The following is a 20,487-nucleotide window of genomic DNA, read 5'->3' as shown; positions in this document are numbered from 1 at the left end:
TGTTGCCGGTGCTAATAGTTAATTCATATCTTAAATAATAAACGAAGTTTAATATATGAAACAACTTGCGGGGAGCTATGACAACGGCGCCACGGTGGATAATGAAGATGCTATTTTGACTTCATTTCAAACTCGCAGCGCGGCTATTTATCATCAGGCTAAGCATGAAAAGAATATTGCGTATGGCGAAAGCGAACGCGAGACGTTTGATTGGCTTTATTCTGCAAAGCAGCACCAGGGCACGTTAATTTTTATTCACGGCGGCTATTGGCAATGCTGCGATAAGGCGGATTTCGCCTTTATCGCCGCCGGGCCGTTGGCGTTGGGTTTTGACGTGGTGCTGGTGGAATATGCGCTGGCGCCGGCGGTTAATCTTGACGCCATTTGTCGCCAGGTGGGGGCGGCGCTTGATGCCATTCAGCGTCGTCTGCCGCCGCACTATGCCCATCCGGTGCATTTGTGCGGCCATTCCGCCGGCGGGCATCTGGCGGCGTTTTGGCAGCGGCATGCGTTGGTGGATGCGGTCTTTCCCGTCAGCGGCCTGTTCGAACTGGCGCCGCTGCAAGAGAGCTATGTCAACCGTGCGCTGCAGCTGACCGCGCGGCAGATTGAAACGCTCAGCCCGGCGCGCCGGCTGCCGGCGCGCAGTAAGCCGCTCACGTTGTATTACGGCGCTGATGAGCTGCCGGAACTGATCGGCCAGTCGCAGCACTATCACGCGGCGCTGCGCCAAGGCGGGCTGCCGGCCGATCTGGTCGCGGTGCCCGGCGCCAATCATTTCACCATTCTGGATGCGTTGTTCGCCGCCGACGGCGCGCTGCTTCGCCAACTTGACCACCACGGGAACCACTGACATGCGCGAGATCGTAGAAACCGGGCTGCCGGAGATCGGCCAGCCTTTTTCCTGGGCTACCCGGGGCGGCGGCATGCTGTTTACCGCCCACGGCCCGGTGCGGGCGGACGGCAGCATCGAGACCGGCGCGCCTGAGCGACAGATTGCGTTAACCTTCGACAACCTGGCCCAGACGCTGAAGGCGGCGGGCAGCCACAGCGATAAGGTGCTGCAGGTAATGGTTTATCTCACCGACGTTAATGACGTTAAATTGCTCGATGATATTTACCGGAAATACTTTAATTATCCTTATCCCAATCGCTCCACGGTTATTGTCGAAAAATTGGTGGTGCCGGGAATGAAAATAGAAATTACCGTCAGCGCCATCGCCTGATTTAATTTCTCATTAAGTCCGTCTTCATATTAATTCAATAACGAGTTAAGGATGCGTCATGTTTAAACAGATTGCACCTTCCGCGGCCGATTCTGTTCCATCGCTGATGGGAGTCTATTTGCAGGATCCCAATCCGCAAAAAGTGAATTTAGGCATTGGCCTCTATTACGACCGGCAGCATGATTTTCGCCCGGCCGCATGTGCCTGCCGGGGCTCAACCCCGGCAATATCGACTACGTGACCGCCGCCATTCTCGACGTCACCCGTACCGTCTAACTTCGCCCGGGAACCCAGCCATGCCACAGATGAATGATTTTGAGCATATCGCCCGCCGTCAGGGCGGGTTGAACAAGCATCTTACCGCCGGGCAGATGTCGATGCTGGCGATCGGCGGCGCCATCGGCACCGGGCTGTTTCTCGGCAGCGCCTACGCCATTCAGATGGCGGGGCCGGCGGTATTGCTGAGCTACCTGATCGGCGGCGTTATTGCGCTGCTGTTGATGGGGTGCCTGGCGGAAATGACCTCCGAACACCCGACGCCCGGCTCGTTCGGCGACTATGCCGAATTCTACCTCGGCTCGCTGTTCGGTTTTCTGGTGCGTTATTCCTACTGGTCTTGCGTGGTGCTGGCGGTGGGCACCGAAGTTACCGCCATCGGCATGTACATGCAGTTCTGGTTCCCGGCGACGCCGACCTGGCCGTGGGTGCTGCTGTTCTCGGCGGCGGTGATCGTCGTCAATGTGATCGGCGTGAAGTCGTTCGGCCAGGTGGAATACGCGCTGTCCACCGTCAAAGTGACGGCGATCGTGGCGTTCATTCTGATCGGTCTCGGCATGCTGGCGTTCTCGGGCAACCCGGCCTACGGCCTGCGCAACCTGACCGCCGGCGGCTTCATGCCGTTTGGCGTCAAGGGCATGTGGTTCGCAACGATCGTGTCCATCTTCAGCTACCTGAGCATTGAAATGATCGCGGTGGCCGCCGGCGAGGCGAAAAATCCGGTGATTGCGGTGAAGGCGGCGTTCAAGGGCACACTCGTGCGGCTGTTCATCTTCTACATGCTGTCGATCGCCCTGATGCTGGCCATCGTGCCCTGGCGCCAGTCCGGCACCGGCGAAAGCCCGTTCCTGATGGCGATGAACGTCATCCATCTGCCCGCCGCCACCGGTATTTTCAACTTTATCGTGCTGGTGGCGGCGCTGTCGGCGATGAACAGCCAGCTGTATATCACCACCCGCATGATGTTCTCGCTGTCGCGCGCCGGGCAGGCGCCGGCGGCGTTGGGGCGCGTCAGCCGGCGCGGCATTCCGGTCAATGCGCTGGCGATGTCGTGCATCGGCATCGTGGTGTCTATCGTGCTGAGCCTGGTGGCGCCGGAAACCTCGTTCGCCGCCATGATGTCCATTTCGGTGTATGGCGCCTGCTTTACCTGGCTGATGATTTTCGTCACCCACCTGTTCTTCCGCCGCCGGCATCGGCAGACCCACCTGAAATTCCGCATGTGGGGGTTCCCCTATACCACCTTGCTGGGCGCCGGGCTGATGGCGGCGCTGATGATCTCGACCGCGTTTACCGAATTCTTCCGCATGACGCTGTGGTTCGGTATTCCGTTCACCTTGCTGCTGGTGGCGGCCTACCGCTTCCAAAGCCGCCGCGCGGCGGCGCCGTCGCCGTTCAAGGCGCCGGAGGTGGAGTAATGCGGGAGAGGGGCTGAGGCGCGCCTCAGCCCCGGGGATTACAGCTGGCTTTTCGGGATCAGGTGGTCGCCGAAGCTCAGGCGCTGGCGGCCCGGTTCGATTTCGGTCAGCGGCGCCACTTCACGCAGCGAGGATTTGCAGCGCTGAACCAGATCCTGATATTCGCGGGTGCCGGCGATCTTCCAGGCCAGTTCTTGCTCGGTCAGATCGCGCAACACGCGCGCCGGGCTGCCGACCACCAGCTTGTTGGCTTCGAGAGTCGCCGCGGCTTTGACGAACGCCATCGCGCCGACGATGGTGTTCTCGCCGATCTCCGCGCCGTCCATCACCACCGCATTCATGCCCACCATCGCATTGCGGCGAATGCGACAGCCGTGCAGGATGGCGCCGTGGCCGATATGGCCGTCTTCTTCCACCACCGTGTCCTGCTGCGGGAAGCCGTGCATCACGCAGTTGTCCTGAATGTTGGCGCCGTCGCAGATCACCAGGCGGCCAAAATCGCCGCGCAGGCTGGCGTTCGGGCCGATGTACACGTGTTTGCCGACGATCACGTCGCCGATCAGCACCGCCGTCGGGTGCACGTAACTGCTGGGGTCAACGACCGGCGTCAGGCCGTCAATCTGATACACAGGCATAGCGTGAGTTCCTTAATATGTAGGGTCGCGCGGCAGGCCGCCGAAGCGCCGATAGTAGCCGGCGGCCGGCGCGGGTAGGGCGCCGATGGTGGTTTCCGCCAGCGCGCTGACGTACTCCGTCGCGGCGCGATCGACCTGCTGATAGAGATTGATGCACAGATTGCGGGCGATCTGGCCCTCCCACTGCGCGGGCAGCAGCGCGTCCGGCAGCAGCGGATCTTTCAACACCACGCGACGGAAGAAGTGAATCAATAATAGCTTAATCTGGAAACAGCGCAGCGGCGTCAGCGCCGCCGGATCGACTTCGCGCAGCAGCGCCATCAGCGGCCGGAAGGAGACGATAAACTCATGATAGCCGGCCGCCACCTCGCTTAGCGACCAGCAGTCGGCCACCAATTTCTGCAGGGTTTGCTCGGAGCGGTTGTAGGGATAATCGGCGCGGAAATAAATCACCTGCTCGCTGGCGTTCAGCTCGCCGAGCAGCGCCGTCACGTCGGTTTGCGCATGGGTGGGAGCGGCCATCAGGTTGTTGGCGATTTGCCCGAACCCGAGCCAGCCCAGCTCTTTTTTCAGCCGCGCGCGTGCGTTTTTTTCGGCGCTTTCCAGCAGCAACAGCTCCCACTTGCCGTCCCAGGCGGGCTGCTCGCGCAAATAGATTTTCGATTCGGCGTGGCGGAACTGGCGCATTCCCTGCTCGGTCACGCGGTAGAAGCTGCGGCGGCCTATTTTCTCCACCGCCAGCCACCCTTCTTTTTGCAGGCGGAACACCGAGGTGCGCACGAAGCGATCGCCGAAGCCGAAGGCCTCCAGCAGCGCGCTCAGGCTGCCGAGCCACACTTCGCCGCCGCGGTGGCTGAGCGCGTCGCCGTACAGCGAAATGATCAGCGAGGTGCCGCTGATCGGCTGCGCGTCGACGGCATGGCGAATGAACTCATCCAGTTTATGTTCCATATTTTTCCATGGGTTAGCCTTCGATGAGCCATAACATTACGCCTAATTTGGGGCGGCGTCATCCGTGACGCCGTGCGCCTTAGCGCGGCCGCAAATCGACCACGCGCTGCGCTTTGCCTTCCGAGCGCGGAATATCGCCGCAGTTGGCGATGCTGACGTCGGTGCTGACGCCCACGATCGATTTGATGTGGTGGCGCAGCTGGTGGCAGATGTCGCAACGCTGCTGGTGGCTGAGGCTGAGCGCCGATTCTTTCAGCTCGACGCGCACCGCCAGCGTGTCCAGGTGCCCGCTGCGGCTGACCTGCAGCTGATAGTGCGGCGACAGCTGCTCGAACTGCATGATCTGCTCTTCCACCTGCGACGGGAAGACGTTGACGCCGCGGATGATCAGCATGTCGTCGGAGCGGCCGGTGATTTTGCCCATGCGGCGCATCTGGCGCGCGTCGCCCGGCAGCAGCCGGGTGAGATCGCGGGTGCGGTAGCGGATCACCGGCAGCGCCTCTTTGGTCAGGGTGGTGAACACCAGTTCGCCGTGCTCGCCGTCCGGCAGGGCGACGCCGGTTTCCGGGCAGATGATCTCCGGCAGGAAGTGGTCTTCCCAAATGGTGGGGCCGCCGCCGCTTTCCAGGCACTCCATCGCCACGCCCGGCCCCATCACTTCCGACAGGCCGTAAATGTCCAGCGCCTTGATGCCCATGCGGGTTTCGATTTCGTGGCGCAGGGCTTCGGTCCAGGGTTCGGCGCCGAACACGCCGAGCCGCAGCGAGCAGCCGCGCGCGTCGCCGCCCATCTTGCGTTCCAGCTCGTCGATCAGCGTCAGGTAATAGGACGGCGTCACCATGATGATGTCGGGTTTGAAATCGAGGATCAGCTGCGCCTGGCGTTCCGTCTGGCCGCCGGACATCGGGATCACCGTCGCGCCGAGCCGCTCCGCGCCGTAGTGCGCGCCAAGGCCGCCGGTGAACAGGCCGTAACCGTAGGCGACGTGCACCTTGTCTTTGGCGGTGGCGCCGCCGGCGCGCAGACAGCGAGCGACGATATCGGCCCAGTTATCGATGTCGCGCTGGGTGTAACCCACCACCGTCGGGCGGCCGGTGGTGCCCGAGGAGGCGTGGATGCGCACCACCTGTTCCATCGGCACCGCGAAGGTGTCGAACGGGTAGTTGTCGCGCAGATCCTGCTTGGTGGTGTAGGGGAAGCGCGCCAGATCGCTCAGCTGTTTGAGATCGTCGGGGTGCACGCCGGCCTGGTCGAATTTGCGTTTGTACATCGGCACATTGTCGTAGGCGTGGTGCAGCGTCCACTTCAGACGCGCCAACTGCAACGCTTCAATCTCATCGCGCGAGGCGAATTCGATCGTTTCGAGGGGCTGTGGATTTATTGTCATGGTTAGCCTCAGGGGTCAGACACGCTCAATGATCATGGCGATGCCCTGGCCGACGCCGATGCACATGGTGCAAAGCGCGTAGCGGCCGGCTCGCCGTTCCAGTTCAAACAGGGCGGCCAGCGCCAGGCGCGCGCCGCTCATGCCCAGCGGATGCCCCAGAGCGATCGCGCCGCCGTTGGGGTTGACCTGCGGGGCATCGTCCGGCAGGCCAAGCTGGCGCATCACCGCCAACGCTTGGGCGGCGAACGCTTCGTTCAGTTCGATAACGTCCATCTGCGCCAGGCTCAGCCCGGCGATTTCCAGCACCTTGCGGGTGGCGGGCAGCGGGCCGATGCCCATCAGCCGCGGCTCCACGCCGCAGGTGGCGGTGGCAACGATGCGCGCGCGCGGCGTCAGCCCCTGGCGCGCCGCCATCGCTTCGGAGGCGACGATCAGCGCCGCCGCACCGTCGTTCAGGCCCGAGGCGTTGCCGGCGGTGACGCTGCCGGGCTGACGGAACGGGGTTTTCAGCGCCTGCAGCTGTTCGAGGGTGGTGTCGGGGCGCGGGTGTTCATCCTGGCTAAACAGCGTCACCGCGCCTTTTTTGCCGCTGAGGCTGACGGGGGCTATCTCCTGCGCCAGGTGGCCCAGCGCCTGCGCCCGGGCGGCGCGCTGCTGGCTGCGCAGCGCAAAGGCGTCCTGATCGGCACGGCTGATGTTGAACTGCGCCGCGACGTTTTCGGCGGTCTCCGGCATCGAATCGGTGCCGAACTCGGCCTGCATCCGCGGATTGACGAAGCGCCAGCCGAGGGTGGTGTCGTACAGCTGCGCCTGGCGGCTGAAGGCGCTGTCGGCCTTGCCCATCACCAGCGGCGCACGGGTCATCGATTCCGCGCCGCCCGCCAGCAGCAGCCCGGCGTCGCCGGCCTTGATGCTGCGTGCCGCCATCGCCAGCGCATCCAGGCCCGATCCGCACAGGCGGTTCACCGTGGTGCCGGAAACGCCGACAGGCACTCCGGCCAGCAGCAGCGCCATGCGCGCCAGGTTGCGGTTGTCTTCCCCGGCCTGGTTGGCGCAGCCGAGGATCACGTCGTCCAACTGCGCCCAATCCACATGCGGATGGCGTTCCAACAGCACGCGCAGCGGCAGGGAGGCGAGGTCGTCGGCGCGCACCTGGGCCAGCGCGCCGCCATAGCGGCCGATCGGGGTGCGCACGCCGTCGCAGATAAATGCCTGATTCATGCCTGATCTCCTAAAATGCTGTGGCCGAGGCGGTGCGCGCGGCCGCGGAACCAAGCGACGGTTTTGCCCCGTTGGTTAACGATCTCGACGTCATACAGCCCGGTGGCTTTGCCCTGATGGCGCATCTCCGCGCTGGCGGTGAGGCGGTCGCCGGCCAGCGCCGGGCGGACGAAGTCGATGCTGCAGCCGGAGGCCACCGCCGCCAACCCCTGGCTGTTGCAGGCGTAGGCGAAGGCGGTGTCCGCCAGGCTGAACAGCTGGCCGCCGTGGCAGGTCTGGTGGCCGTTGAGCATCTGCGGGCCGACGGTCATGCTGACCTGAGCGTATCCGGCGTCGACGGCGTCGATGTGCATTCCCATCGCCTGAGCGCAGGTATCTTGCTGGAACATCTGTTCGGCGCAGCGCTGAGCCAGCGCGCGCGGCGTATTGGCGTTCATCGTTCGGCTCCTGGGAAAGAGGCGGGGGAAGCGTAGCGGCGCAGCAGCGGCATCGGGCGATAGCGCGCTTCGCCGTAATAGCGTTGCAGGTTTTCCAGCGTCGCCAGAATGTGGCGCCAGCCGAGCGCGGCGCCCCAGGCCAGCGGGCCGCGCGGATAGTTGACGCCGCGCAGCATCGCCAGATCGGTATCTTTGGCGCTGGCGACGCCTTTGTTCACCACGTCGAGCGCTTCGTTGGCCAGCATGGCCAGGGTGCGCATCGTCAGCAGGCCGGGGTAATCCGGCAGTTGAATGACCTGCTTGCCAAGGGACTGCAGCAGGCGAATCGCTTTGGCATTGTGTTGCGCACCGTTTTGCGCCGCGCAGCTGATGGCGATGGCGGAGGCGTGCGCATAGTCGGCACAGAGATCGAACAGCACCACGGGCGTTCCACGTTCGTCGGCCAGCTGGCCGGCGGTTTTACCATTGGTTAACATCAGTGTAACGTCGTCGATCGTGACGTGCGGGCTGGTCTGGCCGGGTTGTTTGATCGCCCCCGCATTTTCGATCAACAGTTCCGCCAAATCGGCCAGCGAAGACCAGTCGCCGTGCAGCGTAACGCGTTGCGGCAATGCGGCCTGCGCCGGAGGCGCAAAGGCGATCGCGGCGGCGGATCGCGGTGCGTCGTAGCGGTAGAAACCGCGGCCGGACTTGCGGCCGAGGCGCCCGGCCGCCACCAGCTCCTGCTGCACCAGTGAGGGCGTGAAGCGCGGATCCTGATAGAAGGCCTGATACACCGATTCGGTCACGGCGTAATTGACGTCCTGGCCGATCAGATCGGTCAACTGCAGCGGGCCCATGGCGAAACCGCCGGCGTCGCGCAATACCGCATCCAGCGTGGCGGCGTCGGCCACCTGTTCCTCCAGCGCGCGCAGGGTTTCGGCATAGAACGGCCGCGCCACGCGGTTGACGATAAATCCGGGCGTCGAGCGGCATACGACGCTTTGCTTACCCCAGCGCTGCGCCAGGGCCTGCAGCGCGGCGAGGGTCTCGGTACCGGTCTCCAGACCGCTGACGATCTCCACCAGCTTCATCAGCGGCGCCGGGTTGAAGAAGTGCAGCCCGGCCATGCGCTGCGGGTATTGCAGTGCGCCGGCGATGGCGGTGATCGACAGCGAAGAGGTATTGCTTACGAACAGCGTCGTGGGCGAGCAGATCGCCTCCAGATCGCGGAACAGGCTCTGCTTAATCGCCAAATTTTCCGCCACCGCTTCAATCACCAGCGTGCAGTCGGCCAGCTGCTCGAGCGAGTCGGCGCGTTCGAGGCGCGCCAGCAGCGCTTCGGTGGGCGCGGCGTCGGCCTTGCCGCCGTCTACCCTCTGGCGCAGGCGGCGAGCGAGATCGTCGATCGCGCGCTGGGCGGCGGCGGGCGCGATATCGAACAGCCGCACCGGGTGGCCGGCGGCGGCGGCCACCTGGGCGATGCCGATGCCCATGGTGCCGGCGCCGATCACCGCCACCTGGCCGTTAAGAAGGGGCGCATTCATGGCTATTTCCCGCTGAAGTTGGGCGTGCGTTTGGCAAAGAACGCGCTGACGCCTTCGCGATAGTCGTCGCTGCGGCCGCCCAGGCGTTGCAGATCGCGCTCCAGATCGAGCTGCTGATCGAGGCTGTTGGTGGCCGAGCTGTAGAGGGCTTTTTTGATCAGCCCCAGGCCGTAGGTCGGCTGGGTAGCCAGATGGCGCGCCAGCGTTTGCGTGTGGTCGGCCAATTCATCCGCCGGCACCACCTGCCAGATCATGCCCCACGCCAGCGCCTGTTGGGCGCTGATTTTGTCACCCAGCATGGCCATCCCCATCGCGCGGGCGTGGCCGGCCAGCCGCGGCAGGAACCAGCTGCCGCCGGAGTCAGGCACCAGCCCCAGACGGCAGAACGACTGAATGAAGCTGGCGTTGTCGGCGGCGATGACGATATCGCACGCCAGGGCCAGCGCGGCGCCGGCGCCGGCCGCCACGCCGTTGACCGCGCACACCACCGGCTTCGGCAGGGCGGTCAGGCGACGGATCAGGGGGTTGTAGAAACGTTCGACCGACAGGCCGAGATCCGGCGCCTGTTGATCGGCGCTGACGTTGCGATCGTTGAGATCCTGCCCGGCGCAGAAACCGCGCCCGGCGCCGGCGATCAGCAGGCAGCGCACGCTGTCGTCGCGCTCGGCTTGCGTCAGCGCTTCGCTCAGCTGGCGATGCATCTCATCGTTAAAGCTGTTGAGCCGATCCGGCCGGTTGAGGGTCAGCGTCAACACCCCGGCGTCGAGATGGCTGAGAATCAATGCGTTATCCATAAATCAGCGCCCCTGATAGTTTGGCGTACGTTTTTCGAAAAAGGCGGCGATGCCTTCGCGGCGATCGTCGGTGGCGGCCAGGGTGACGAACTGCTGACGCTCCATCGTCAGCCCCTGGCTGAGGCCGATTTCCTCGGCCTGTTTCAGCGCCTGTTTGGCGGCGCGCAGCGCCAGCGGCGCCTGACGGCTGATGCGATCGGCAATCTGCTGCGTGCGTTCCAGCGTCAGGGCATCGACGCACACTTCGCTGATAAGACCGGCCTGCAGCGCGGTGCGGGCGTCGATGGGCTCGCCGGTCAGCACCATCTGGCTGGCGCGCGACTTGCCGACGCAGCGGATCAGGCGCTGAGTGCCCCCGGCGCCCGGCATCAGGCCGAGGGTGATCTCCGGCAGGCCGAAGCGGGCGCTTTCGCCGCCGATGACGATGTCGCAGGCCAGCGCCAGCTCGCAGCCGGCGCCCAGGGCATAACCATTCACCGCCGCCAGCAGCGGCTTGCTGAACTGCGCCAGACGCTGCCACAGCTGCGGACGGCGATCCGCCAGCGCGGCCGGCAGATCCTGCTGTTGCAATTCGCGCAGATCGGCGCCGGCGGCGAAGAAGCGCGCCGCACCGGCGATCACCACGGCGCCCACGCCGCTGTCGGCGTCGGCCTGCTCCAGCCGTGCAACCAGCTGTTCCAGGCACGGCGTGCTCAGGGCGTTGCGCGCCTCCGGGCGATGCAGCGTCAGCGTGACCACGCGGTGCTGCTGCTGATGCAAAATAAAGGGGGTGTCCATCGCGGCTCCTAGACGTCGAAGTCCAATACCACGCCGTCGCCTTTCGGCCACGACTGGCAGCTCAATACGTAGCCCGCAGCCAGCTGATCCGGCTCCAGGCTATAGTTGACGCCCATCTCCACCTTGCCGGCCTTCAGACGGCATTTGCAGGTGGCGCAGACGCCGCCTTTGCAGGCGTAGGGCAGATCGGCGCCCTGGCGCAGCGCGGCGTCGAGAATGCTGTCGTCCTGTTCGCCGATCTCGATATCCAACCGGCGGCCGTCGAGCAGGATTGCCACCCGGGTGGCGTTGCGATCGCCGCTGTGGCGCGGGCGGGCGGCCAAGCCGCTGGTGTTGAAGCGCTCGCTGTGGATGTGATTGGCCGGTACGCCGGCCTGTTCCAGCACGGTTTGCGCGTCGTCCATCATCGATTCCGGCCCGCAGATAAAGGCGTGGTCATAGTCGCGGAAATTCAGCAGCGCGCCGCCGATCGCCGCGAGGCGTTCGCGGTCGATACGGCCGCTGAGCAACGGGCTGTCGAGACTTTCCTGGCTGAACAGGTACAGCGGCTGAAAACGCTGCGGGTAGCGGTTTTTCAGATCCGACAGCGCCTCTTTGAACATCATCGAACGGCTGTTGCGGTTGCCGTAGATCAGGGTGAAGCTGCTGCCCGGTTCGAGCAGCAGCGTCGCCTTGATGATCGACAGCATCGGCGTGATGCCGGAGCCGGCGGCGATCGCCAGGTAGTTGCCGTGGCGCTCTGCCTGCGGCTGGTAGCCGAAGCGCCCCTGCGGCACCATCACCTCCAGCGCGTCGCCGACTTTCAGCATGCGGTTGACGAAGCCGGAGAAGCGCCCCTGATCAATCGCCTTCACGCCGATCTGCAGCAGGCCTTCCTGCGGTGAACTGCAGATGGAATAGCAACGCCGCAACTCTTCGCCGTTGACCAACGCCTTGAGCGTCAGGTGCTGGCCGGGGGTATAGCGGTATTGGTTTTGCAGCTCTTCGGGCACCCGCAGGGTGATGGCTACGGCGTCCGGCGTTTCGCGCTCGATGGCGGCGACGTTCAGGCGATGAAAGACCGTCATGGTGTCAGCGCTCCTATATGCATTTGAAATAATCGAACGGTTCCCGGCAGTCGCAGCAGCGGTACAGCGCTTTACAGGCGGTGGAGCCGAACTCGCTGATCTTCTCGCTGTGGGTGCTGCCGCAGCGCGGGCAGGCTACCGGGCCGTGGGCGTGTGGCCGATCGCAGGTGTGGCCCTGCGGGGGCGCTACGCCGTATTGCCGCAGCCGTTCGCGGGCGTCGGCGTTCATCCAGTCGGTGGTCCAGGCCGGGCTGAGGCGAATGTCCACCTGCACCGGGCTGAAGCCGGCGGCCGCCAGCCGCTGCTCGATGGCGTTGAGCAGAAATTCGGTGGCCGGGCAGCCGGAATAGGTTGGAGTGAAGGTCACGCGCCAGCCCGCGCCGTCGCGCGCCACGTCGCGCACCATGCCCAAATCGGTGATCGACAGCACCGGCAGTTCGGGATCGCTGATCTGCTGCAGGCAGTGCCAAATCTGCGGAATTTCGGCGGGTTGCAAACGGGTGACGTTCATCGCGGCCTCCTACCATTGCCCGTTTGGATAGGCGCGCTGCAGGAACTGCATCTCCGCCAGCAGCGGGCCGAGGTGTTCGCTGTGCCGGCCTTGCTTGCCGCCGTGCCGGAACGCCTGCTCGGCAGGCAGCGCCAGCGTCGCCTGGCGCAGCGTCTCTTCCACCTGCGCTTGCCAGGGGGCCTGCAGTTCGCGCGGATCGACGGCGATGCCTTGTTCCGCCAGTTCCAGCTCCAGCGCGTCGGCGTGGAACAGCTCGGCGGTGAAGCGCCACAGGTTATCCAGTGATTGCTGGATCTTGCGGTGGCTGACGTCGTTGCCGTCGCCAAGGCGGATCATCCAGCCGTGGCTAAAGCGCAGGTGGTAATCGGCCTCCTTCAACGACTTGGCGGCGATGGCGGCGATCTGCGCGTCGCGGCTGCGGCTCAGCGCCTGGTGCAGCTGTACGTGGTAGGCATCGAGCAGGAACTGACGCACCAGCGTGTCGTTGAAACCGCCGTTCGGCTGCTCCGCCAACAGCAGGTTATGAAACTGGCGCTCGTCGCGCCCGAAGGCCAGGCTGTCTTCGCTGCAGGACGGGCCGGCCAGTTCGGCGGCGTAGCCCAGGAAGTTGCGCGCCTGGCCGAGCAGATCGAGCCCGATGTTGGCCAGCGCCAGATCGATTTCCAGCTCGGGCGCGTGGCCGCACCAGGCGCACAGGCGCTGGGCGAGGATCAGTGGCGTGTCGCCCTGGCGGAGTAAATAGCTGATGCGCGGATCGTTAACCGTCATGGTCGCCTCTACATGTTCTTGATGCCGTCGGGAATGGTGTAAAACGTCGGATGACGGTAGATCTTGTCTTCGGACGGATCGAAGAACGCGCCGCGATCTTCCGGCTGCGAGGCGATCAGATGGCGCGACTGCACCACCCAGATCGAGCAACCTTCGTTGCGGCGCGTGTAGGCGTCGCGGGCGTTTTCCAGCGCCATTTGGTCGTCGGCGGCGTGCAGGCTGCCGACGTGGCGATGCGCCAGCCCTTGTTTGCTGCGGATAAACACTTCATACAGCGGCCATTCAACGTGGCTCATGATCTCGGTTCCTTATGTTGGCTATGCGGCGGAGGCGGCGTTTTTCGCGGCGTGGGCCATGGCGCCGTCGCGCACCCAGGCGCCGTCTTCCCAGGCTCGGCGTTTGGCCTGCAGGCGTTCGTGGTTGCATTGGCCGCGCCCTTTGATCACCTCATGCAGCTCGCTCCAGTCGATTTCGCCGAAGCGATAGTGGCCGGCGGCGGCGTCCCAGCGCAGCTCCGGATCCGGCGCCGTCATGCCGAGCGCTTCAAGCTGCGGCACGGTGTTGTCGACGAACTTCTGCCGCAGCTCATCGTTGCTGTGGCGTTTGATCTTCCACGCCATGCTCTGGGCGCTGTGGGGGGAGTCGGCGTCGCTCGGGCCGAACATCATCAGCACCGGCCACCAGAAGCGATCGATGGCGTCCTGCAGCATGGCGCGCTGCGTGTCGCTGCCGTTGGCCATCGCCATTACCGCCTCGTAGCCCTGGCGCTGATGGAAGCTTTCCTCTTTGCAGATCTTCACCATCGCCCGCGCATAGGGGCCGTAGGACGCGCGGCACAGCGCCACCTGGTTGACGATGGCGGCGCCGTCGACCAGCCAGCCGATCACGCCGATATCCGCCCAGTTGAGCGTGGGGTAATTGAAGATAGAGGAGTACTTCATCTTGCCGTCGAGCATCTTTTGGTAGATGTCCTGGCGCGAACAGCCGAGGGTTTCGGCGGCGCTGTAGAGGTACAGGCCGTGGCCGGCCTCATCTTGCACTTTGGCCAGCAGCACCGCTTTGCGGCGCAGCGTGGGGGCGCGCGTCAGCCAGTTGGCTTCCGGCAGCATGCCGATGACTTCCGAGTGGGCGTGTTGGCCAATCTGCCGAATCAGGTTCTGACGGTAGGCGTCCGGCATCCAGTCTTTGGCCTCAATGGCGATATCCGCCGCGATCTTGTCGTCGAAATGCTGCTGATACTGTGCGTCAGTTGTCATGCTTGCCTCTTGGTGATTCGTGTTTTTCACATTAAACATAAAAATGTGAATCACTTTAACTAACCATAAGGCTACAAACTGATAACAAAAAGATCAAACGTAATTAATGTGGTTTTGCGAGGTTACTCATAATTGGTTTTGTTATTTATTTGATTTTATTTGATAAATAAAGTGATTAATTACTTGTTTATGGCAGGTTAAGCGGTCTGAAAACGCCTTTTGTTCTCTTTTTGTTAAAATTTGATTTGGCCTCGACTGGCATTTATATGATACGTAATTAAGCTGTATGGTGAAAATTTATGAATTTCGGAGGGCACATGCAGCAGTTACACAGTTATCTTTCTGGCGCCTGGGTGTACGGGCAGGGAGAGGCGCGCGAAATCCGCCACGCGGTGACCGGCGAAGCGCTGTACCAGGTCTGCTCTGACGGCCTGCCGTTGGCGGCGAGTCTGGACTATGCCCGCAGCCGCGGCGGCCCGGCGCTGGCGCACATGACGTTCCAGCAGCGCGCCCAGATGCTGAAAGCGGTAGCCAAACACCTGCTGGCGCATAAAGAGGCGCTGTATCAGATTTCCTATCAAACCGGGGCGACGCGCAGCGACGGCTGGGTCGATATCGAGGGCGGCATCGCCACGCTGTTCGCCTATGCCGGCATGGCCGGCCGCGATCTGCCGGACGATACCCTGTGGCCGGAAGACGAGCTGATCCCATTGTCGAAACAGGCGCAGTTCGCCGCCCGCCACGTGCTCACTTCACGCCCCGGCGTGGCGCTGCACATCAACGCCTTCAACTTCCCGTGCTGGGGCATGCTGGAGAAACTGGCGCCGACCTGGCTGGCGGGCATGCCGGCCATCATCAAGCCGGCAACCGCCACCGCGCAGCTGACGCAGGCGATGGTCAGGCTGATCGTCGATAGCGGCCTGGTGCCGGAAGGGGCGCTGCAGCTGGTTTGCGGCGGCGTCGGCGACATGTTTGCGCACCTGGATTACCAGGATGCGGTGACTTTCACCGGTTCGGCGCAGACCGGGCAGCGGCTGCGGGCACACCCGCGCCTGCTGGAGAAATCGATCGCGTTCACCATGGAGGCGGATTCGCTCAACTGCTGCGTGCTGGCAGAAGACGTGACGCCGGAAATGCCGGAGTTTGCGCTGTTCATCAAAGAAGTGTGCCGTGAAATGACCGCCAAGGCGGGGCAGAAATGCACCGCGATCCGCCGCATCATCGTGCCGGCGGCGCAGGTGGCGGCGGTGCGTCAGGCCTTGCTGCAGCGCCTGGCGGGGGTGACGGTGGGCGACCCGCAGCTGGAGCAGGTGCGCATGGGGGCGTTGGTCAGCCACGAGCAGCGTGATGATGTGCAAAGCAAGGTGGAGTTCCTGCTGCGCAACGGCTGCGAACCGCTCTGTGGCGCGGCGCTGGATAAGCTGGAGGTGCTGGGCGACGGCGCGTGCGGCGGGGCGTTTTATCCGCCGACCCTGTTATATTGCGCCGATCCGTTCACCCATCAGGCGGTGCACGGCACCGAGGCCTTCGGCCCGGTGGCGACGCTGATGCCGTATGCGGATACCGAACAGGCGATCGCGCTGGCGTTGCTGGGGCAGGGCAGCCTGGCGGGCTCGCTGGTGACCGCCGATCCGGCATTGGCCACGCGCTTCATTCGCGCGGCGGCCTGCGCCCACGGCCGCATGTTGATTTTGGATGAGCGGGCGGCGGCGGAGTCCACCGGCCACGGTTCGCCGCTGCCGATGCTGGTGCACGGCGGCCCGGGGCGCGCCGGCGGCGGTGAAGAGCTGGGCGGGCTGCGCGCGGTGAAACACTATATGCAGCGCACGGCGATCCAGGGCAGCCCGGCGATGCTGGCGGCCATCGGCGGCGAATGGGTGCGCGGCGCGCCGGTCGCCGAGCATCCGGTGCATCCGTTCCGGAAATACTTTGAGCAGCTGCAGCTGGGCGATAGCCTGTTGACCGCGCGCCGCACCGTGACCGAAGCGGATATCGTCAACTTCGCCTGCCTGAGCGGCGACCATTTCTACGCGCATATGGACAAGATCGGCGCCGCCGACTCGCTGTTCGGCGAGCGGGTGGCGCACGGTTACTTTGTGGTGTCCGCCGCGGCTGGGCTGTTTGTCGACGCCGCCGTCGGGCCGGTGATCGCCAACTACGGCATGGAAAATTTGCGCTTTATCGAGCCGGTGAAGATCGGCGATACCATTCAGGTGCGGTTGACCTGCAAAAAGAAAATCCGCAAGCCGCAGAAAATCGCCGAAGATCGCCCGCACGGCGTGGTGGTGTGGGATGTGCAGGTGTTGAATCAGCAACAGCAGCCGGTGGCGCTGTACAGCATTCTGACGCTGGTGGCGCGCCAACAGGGGGACTTCGAAGCGTGATGCGCGTTTGCCGCCGCCGGCCCCCGGCGGCGGCAAATCATTCAGATCAGCGGCTGACCGCGCAGCTGTTCAAGCACTTTCAGCGGTGAACGCTGCGGATCCTGCATCTTATTCACCGGCAGCAGGAAGGTCTGTTCCAGCATAAACTGGCCGCCCATCGCGGCATGCGGCGTTTGATCAGAGAAGCAAATCCAGCTGCTGCCCGGCGGGAACGTCAGCGCCAGCTGCGGCCCCCGTTGCTGATAATCGCCGTCGGCCTTCATGGCGTCATGCAACTGCAGCATCAGGTGGTCATAATGGCTGCGGCGGGTTTTGGTGATGCGCACCTGGTGCTGCAGCCAACTGCCGAAGGCGGAGTAGCGAGCGAGACGCGGCATAAAGCGTGCCGCCAGCTCAGGGAACGGCTCGCCGACCCGCCATTGGCGATGCTCGCCGTGCGGGTTGATGTTGGTGAAAATGCGCAGAATGCGTTCGCCGTAGTTCGGGCGTGACGGGAAGGCGTCAACGTGCAGCCGGCTGTCGTCTTTGCGCCAGGAACTGGCCGCCCGCCAGGCGGAAACCGGATGTAAACGCAGGCTGCCGGTCGGGTGGTGCAGCGCCTCCTGATATTCGGGCAACAGCCCGGCGATCAACTGGCGGCAGGATTGGTAATAGCGTTCCAGCAATTGCTGAACCTGCTGCCGGCGTTCCGCGACGGCGACGCCGCTCAGCTTGCCGGACAGCGGTTGGTAGCTGATGTTTTTGCGCTTCGGGTCGACCAATGTCGGATCCAGCAGCGGCATTTCCTGTTCAGACAGGGTGAAGGCCAGTTCGGGCAGAAACAGCACCTTGCCCTGTTCCAGTTCGCTGACCGTGCTGGATGCTTCCGCTGCCGCCCATTGTCGTAACGGCAGCGTCAGGACGGCCTGTTCGTGCATAATATCGCCAGTAGGCATGAGATCTCCTTGCAAATCTATATCGCTTTATTCCTGCCTCTCAGGTTGCCGCGTGATTGGCTGCACTGGCTTGCGCAGTGGCTGGCTGGAGCGGCGTCAGCAGGCCGCCCAATGGCAACGTGAAATTTGTGGGTTCTATTATGGTTGTATCAGCAGGGCGCAATGCGCCGAAGCGTGCGATGGCTTCCTGATAGATAGAATAATCCTGATAAGGGTATCACCGGCAATGCCAATGAAAAGTAAACGAGGTATAAACGAGGCGAGGTATAGGCACGAATAATCAAAAAAGGCACAAATTGCCTGCTGAATGGCGTATTTTATCCTATTGAATTGTAATGAAAATAAATATACTGCTTATTATTTCCGTTATTTTATTCAGAGTGCAGGGTAAACCGGTGAAATAATGTTTCGCGAGGGAACTACTTCATTTTTCTGGCGAATAAATCGGGCCGCCAAATTTTGGTGGCCCGATTATTAGTTAAGCGCCGTAAATGCAGTTTTTGCCTTTTTTCTTGGCCTGATACAACGCACTGTCCGCCTCATTGATAAAGCTGATCGGCGTATCGTTATACATATGCGGCACTTTGGCGCAGATGCCGATGCTGATGGTAACGATGCCGTGCGGGTTGCCCTGATGCGGAATTTTCAGATCGCGCACCGCGTTGATAACGCGCTCGGCGAAAATCAGTGCGCCTTGCACGTCGGTATCCGGCAGGATAATCCCCATCTCTTCGCCGCCGTAGCGCGCCAGGACGTCGTTGCTGCGGCAGGCCAACCCTTTGAGCGTTTGGCCGATCTGCTGCAGGCACTGGTCACCGGCGACGTGGCCGTAGCTGTCGTTGTACTGTTTGAAATAGTCGATATCCAGCATCAGCAGCGCCACGCTGCGGTAGTTGCGCGAAGCCCGCGCCAGCTCGTTCTTCAGCGCGATATCAAACTGGCGGCGGTTGGCCAGCCCGGTCAGGCCGTCCAGCAGCGCCAGCTCTTCGAGCATTTGGTTGATGCTGGTCAACTGATCGCGGGTGCGCATCAGCTCGGCTTCGGTTTGCATGCTGTGCTTGATTTGCCGCAGTAGCACCATGCCCATCGCCAACAGGATCATCAGCAGCGAGAGGCCGCCCGCGGCGAACAGACCGGCGTCGGTGCGCCAGTCCGCCAGCGCGTCGCGTTTCGACAACCCGGCGGCGATCACCAGCGGAAAGCGGTTGACCCGCGAATAGCCGTAGATGCGCTCCACTTTGTCGTACAGCGAGGTGATGGTGGCGTTGCCGAATTCCGAATGCGGCAAAATTTCGCTGAACAGCACGCCCTTGGCGATGTTTTTACCGATCGACGCCGCCGAGTAAGGGCGGCGGTAAAGGATAGTGCCGTCCGCCAGCAGCAGGTTCAGTGAGGCGTCGGTATTGAGGGCGAAGCTGTCGTAAAACTGGCGGAAATAATCGACGTACAGCGTCGCCAGCACCACGCCGCCAAAGCTGCCGTCCGGGTTGTTGAATCGCCGCGAAACGGGAATGATCAGATCGCCGGTGGTGCGGCTGCGGACCACCTTGCCGATGTACAGGCCGCCGCCGTCGCGGTTTTGATGGTATTTGAAGTAATCGCGATCGGCGTTGTTGGCGTTCTTGATGAATTTGCCCGAGGAGGTCGCCAGCCAGCGCCCGCGCGCATCGTAGAGAAACAGCCCGTGCAGCTGCGGCAGGTTGCCGACCTGCGTCTGCATGACGCGCTGCAGTCGCGTCAGCTGCGCTGGGCCCAGCCCGTCGGTCTGGAGACGTTCGTTCAGATCGAGCAGGTTGCCGTCCACCTGCATGAAAGTATCGTCGGCATGCTGCGCCAGCGAGCGGGCGAGGTTGGCGGACTCATGCTCGGCGCTGCGCAGATCGCGCTGATGCGCGTTCCAGATTTGCCAGCTGTTAAAGAGGATCAGCGTGGCGGCAACGATGATGACAAACACGCCGGCCTGAAATAATAATGGGGAGCTTTTAACGCTGCGCGCCGGCACGGCATCCTGTATGGGTTGCTGCTGAGTCATGTCACCCTTGTTGTTTGATTACTATTCAATTTGAGTTAAGAGCAATCTTATATTTTATGCATAAATGCGCCAGACCTCTAGCCCCTAACGTGGCGATAGCGAGAAAGGGCGTTTGCACCCCGTATCAGCGGCGGGGTGGACACTGCGGAGTGAAAGAGCCATGTCGGATTACATCATAATCACTTTACTGACGCTGGCGGTGTATTACCCCCTTACGCTGGGGACGCTGGCGGTGATGATGTACTTCGCCTGGCGGCGGCGCCGGTCGCCCTATTGGCGGTTGGGATTGGCGCTGTTGGCGCTGCTGTTCGTGCTGTTCGCCAAGGCGGCGTATGACTGGCACCGCTATGGCTAGCGGCGCCATGACGGGTTATTCGACGTTGATCATCCAGTTGACGCCGAATTTGTCGGTCAGCATGCCAAAGCCTTTGGCCCAGAAGGTGGCTTGGTAAGGCATCGTCACCTGGCCGCCCTGCGCCAGATTGTCGAACAGTTTGCGTCCTTGTTCCGCATCGCTGGGGTTCAGCGACAGCGAGAAGCCTTTATGAGAAGCGCCGCCGCCGTCATCTTGCGGGCAGCCGTCGGAGGCCATCAGTACGCCGTCGCCGATCAGCAGGCGCGCATGCATGATCGCCTCCGGATTGACGTCCTGCGGCCCGTCTTGCCGGGCTTCTTCGGGCATGTCTTTATAGCGCATGACCATTTCAATTTTGGCATTCAACTGCTGTTCGTAGAAGTTAATCGCTTGCTCACAGTTACCGCTGAAAAACAGATAGGGTTGTACCAGCATGACATTGACCTCGGTTGTGGCTCGACAGGCAACGACCGGCCCTCGGGCAGGAAGAAATGGTTGCTGGCGGCAATAATTGCCGTCGGTGACTTATTA

The 20,487-nt window shown here is 62.9% G+C and carries 22 protein-coding genes; 6 read left to right on the top strand and 16 right to left on the bottom strand.

The features are described from left to right. The first annotated feature begins 55 nt into the window (after positions 1 to 55). From REA38_RS00495 to REA38_RS00480, 4 genes are read left to right on the top strand one after another with little or no spacing between them, the layout of a single operon-like run. Positions 56 to 853 carry an alpha/beta hydrolase gene (locus REA38_RS00495; RefSeq protein ID WP_033647868.1) on the top strand — a complete coding sequence of 266 codons (798 nt, stop codon included), beginning with the start codon at positions 56 to 58 and terminating at the stop codon, positions 851 to 853. A 1-nt stretch (position 854) separates the two neighbouring features. Beyond that, a complete protein-coding gene (locus REA38_RS00490) occupies positions 855 to 1,226 on the top strand; it encodes a RidA family protein (RefSeq protein WP_060438525.1) in 372 nt (123 codons plus the stop codon). Positions 1,227 to 1,284: 58 nt separating this feature from the next. After that, the gene (locus tag REA38_RS00485) at positions 1,285 to 1,467 is read left to right on the top strand and encodes a hypothetical protein (protein WP_072265542.1); all 183 of its coding nucleotides are present in this window, start codon (positions 1,285 to 1,287) and stop codon (positions 1,465 to 1,467) included. A 55-nt stretch (positions 1,468 to 1,522) separates the two neighbouring features. Further along, positions 1,523 to 2,920 carry an amino acid permease gene (locus REA38_RS00480; RefSeq protein WP_308884524.1) on the top strand — a complete coding sequence of 466 codons (1,398 nt, stop codon included), beginning with the start codon at positions 1,523 to 1,525 and terminating at the stop codon, positions 2,918 to 2,920. Between the two features lie 38 nt (positions 2,921 to 2,958). Here REA38_RS00480 and paaY read toward each other — a convergent pair whose 3' ends face one another. The 13 genes from paaY to paaA form a co-directional block, all read right to left on the bottom strand. Further along, positions 2,959 to 3,555: a phenylacetic acid degradation protein PaaY gene (paaY, locus tag REA38_RS00475; RefSeq protein ID WP_033635110.1), complete on the bottom strand. Its 597-nt coding sequence runs from the start codon at positions 3,553 to 3,555 to the stop codon at positions 2,959 to 2,961. Positions 3,556 to 3,567: 12 nt separating this feature from the next. Then, positions 3,568 to 4,506, bottom strand: coding sequence for a phenylacetic acid degradation operon negative regulatory protein PaaX (gene paaX, locus REA38_RS00470; protein WP_033635109.1), 939 nt, complete (start codon positions 4,504 to 4,506; stop codon positions 3,568 to 3,570). Between the two features lie 79 nt (positions 4,507 to 4,585). Further along, entirely contained in the window at positions 4,586 to 5,893 is a 1,308-nt protein-coding gene (paaK, locus tag REA38_RS00465; RefSeq protein WP_308884523.1) for a phenylacetate--CoA ligase PaaK, read from the bottom strand. A gap of 15 nt (positions 5,894 to 5,908) precedes the next feature. Beyond that, positions 5,909 to 7,114 carry a 3-oxoadipyl-CoA thiolase gene (gene pcaF, locus REA38_RS00460; protein WP_308884522.1) on the bottom strand — a complete coding sequence of 402 codons (1,206 nt, stop codon included), beginning with the start codon at positions 7,112 to 7,114 and terminating at the stop codon, positions 5,909 to 5,911. Continuing rightward, complete coding sequence (paaI, locus tag REA38_RS00455) at positions 7,111 to 7,551, bottom strand: hydroxyphenylacetyl-CoA thioesterase PaaI (protein WP_047730362.1); 441 nt, start codon at positions 7,549 to 7,551, stop codon at positions 7,111 to 7,113. The genes pcaF and paaI overlap by 4 nt, the downstream gene beginning before the upstream one ends. Next, positions 7,548 to 9,077 carry a 3-hydroxyacyl-CoA dehydrogenase gene (locus REA38_RS00450; RefSeq protein ID WP_308884521.1) on the bottom strand — a complete coding sequence of 510 codons (1,530 nt, stop codon included), beginning with the start codon at positions 9,075 to 9,077 and terminating at the stop codon, positions 7,548 to 7,550. The genes paaI and REA38_RS00450 overlap by 4 nt, the downstream gene beginning before the upstream one ends. A 2-nt stretch (positions 9,078 to 9,079) precedes the next feature. Further along, on the bottom strand, positions 9,080 to 9,871 hold the full coding sequence (paaG, locus tag REA38_RS00445) for a 2-(1,2-epoxy-1,2-dihydrophenyl)acetyl-CoA isomerase PaaG (RefSeq protein WP_049197270.1): 792 nt from the start codon (positions 9,869 to 9,871) through the stop codon (positions 9,080 to 9,082). Positions 9,872 to 9,874: 3 nt separating this feature from the next. Continuing rightward, positions 9,875 to 10,648, bottom strand: coding sequence for a 2,3-dehydroadipyl-CoA hydratase PaaF (paaF, locus tag REA38_RS00440; RefSeq protein WP_142110124.1), 774 nt, complete (start codon positions 10,646 to 10,648; stop codon positions 9,875 to 9,877). Positions 10,649 to 10,656: 8 nt separating this feature from the next. Next, entirely contained in the window at positions 10,657 to 11,715 is a 1,059-nt protein-coding gene (gene paaE, locus REA38_RS00435) for a 1,2-phenylacetyl-CoA epoxidase subunit PaaE (RefSeq protein ID WP_197838979.1), read from the bottom strand. A gap of 13 nt (positions 11,716 to 11,728) precedes the next feature. Beyond that, the gene (gene paaD / locus REA38_RS00430) at positions 11,729 to 12,226 is read right to left on the bottom strand and encodes a 1,2-phenylacetyl-CoA epoxidase subunit PaaD (RefSeq protein ID WP_033653577.1); all 498 of its coding nucleotides are present in this window, start codon (positions 12,224 to 12,226) and stop codon (positions 11,729 to 11,731) included. Positions 12,227 to 12,235: 9 nt separating this feature from the next. Then, a complete protein-coding gene (gene paaC / locus REA38_RS00425) occupies positions 12,236 to 12,994 on the bottom strand; it encodes a 1,2-phenylacetyl-CoA epoxidase subunit PaaC (protein WP_308884517.1) in 759 nt (252 codons plus the stop codon). 8 nt (positions 12,995 to 13,002) lie between these two features. Next, on the bottom strand, positions 13,003 to 13,290 hold the full coding sequence (gene paaB, locus REA38_RS00420; protein WP_004935173.1) for a 1,2-phenylacetyl-CoA epoxidase subunit PaaB: 288 nt from the start codon (positions 13,288 to 13,290) through the stop codon (positions 13,003 to 13,005). A 21-nt stretch (positions 13,291 to 13,311) separates the two neighbouring features. Then, on the bottom strand, positions 13,312 to 14,250 hold the full coding sequence (paaA, locus tag REA38_RS00415) for a 1,2-phenylacetyl-CoA epoxidase subunit PaaA (RefSeq protein ID WP_033635096.1): 939 nt from the start codon (positions 14,248 to 14,250) through the stop codon (positions 13,312 to 13,314). Between the two features lie 317 nt (positions 14,251 to 14,567). Between paaA and paaZ the strand changes: the two genes are divergently transcribed. Continuing rightward, the gene (gene paaZ, locus REA38_RS00410; protein ID WP_308884516.1) at positions 14,568 to 16,634 is read left to right on the top strand and encodes a phenylacetic acid degradation bifunctional protein PaaZ; all 2,067 of its coding nucleotides are present in this window, start codon (positions 14,568 to 14,570) and stop codon (positions 16,632 to 16,634) included. 41 nt (positions 16,635 to 16,675) lie between these two features. Here the strand turns inward: paaZ and REA38_RS00405 are convergent, their stop codons facing one another. Together REA38_RS00405 and REA38_RS00400 are read right to left on the bottom strand one after the other, a co-directional pair. Beyond that, complete coding sequence (locus tag REA38_RS00405) at positions 16,676 to 17,569, bottom strand: Kdo hydroxylase family protein (RefSeq protein WP_308884515.1); 894 nt, start codon at positions 17,567 to 17,569, stop codon at positions 16,676 to 16,678. Positions 17,570 to 18,047: 478 nt separating this feature from the next. After that, on the bottom strand, positions 18,048 to 19,601 hold the full coding sequence (locus tag REA38_RS00400; RefSeq protein WP_086580078.1) for a sensor domain-containing diguanylate cyclase: 1,554 nt from the start codon (positions 19,599 to 19,601) through the stop codon (positions 18,048 to 18,050). 160 nt (positions 19,602 to 19,761) lie between these two features. Here REA38_RS00400 and REA38_RS00395 point away from each other — a divergent pair, with 160 nt between their 5' ends. Then, positions 19,762 to 19,956, top strand: coding sequence for a hypothetical protein (locus REA38_RS00395; RefSeq protein ID WP_033635090.1), 195 nt, complete (start codon positions 19,762 to 19,764; stop codon positions 19,954 to 19,956). Between the two features lie 15 nt (positions 19,957 to 19,971). Here the strand turns inward: REA38_RS00395 and yjdN are convergent, their stop codons facing one another. Next, positions 19,972 to 20,391, bottom strand: a complete 420-nt coding sequence (gene yjdN, locus REA38_RS00390; protein ID WP_033635089.1) for a VOC family metalloprotein YjdN — start codon at positions 20,389 to 20,391, stop codon at positions 19,972 to 19,974. Between the last annotated feature and the right edge of the window lie 96 nt (positions 20,392 to 20,487).

It is taken from the genome of Serratia sp. MF1(2023) (assembly GCF_030954545.1).
Classification (GTDB): Bacteria; Pseudomonadota; Gammaproteobacteria; order Enterobacterales; family Enterobacteriaceae; genus Serratia; species Serratia sarumanii.
The sequence above is the reverse complement of the archived record's forward strand: the minus strand, read 5'-3'. Positions and strand labels throughout refer to the sequence as shown.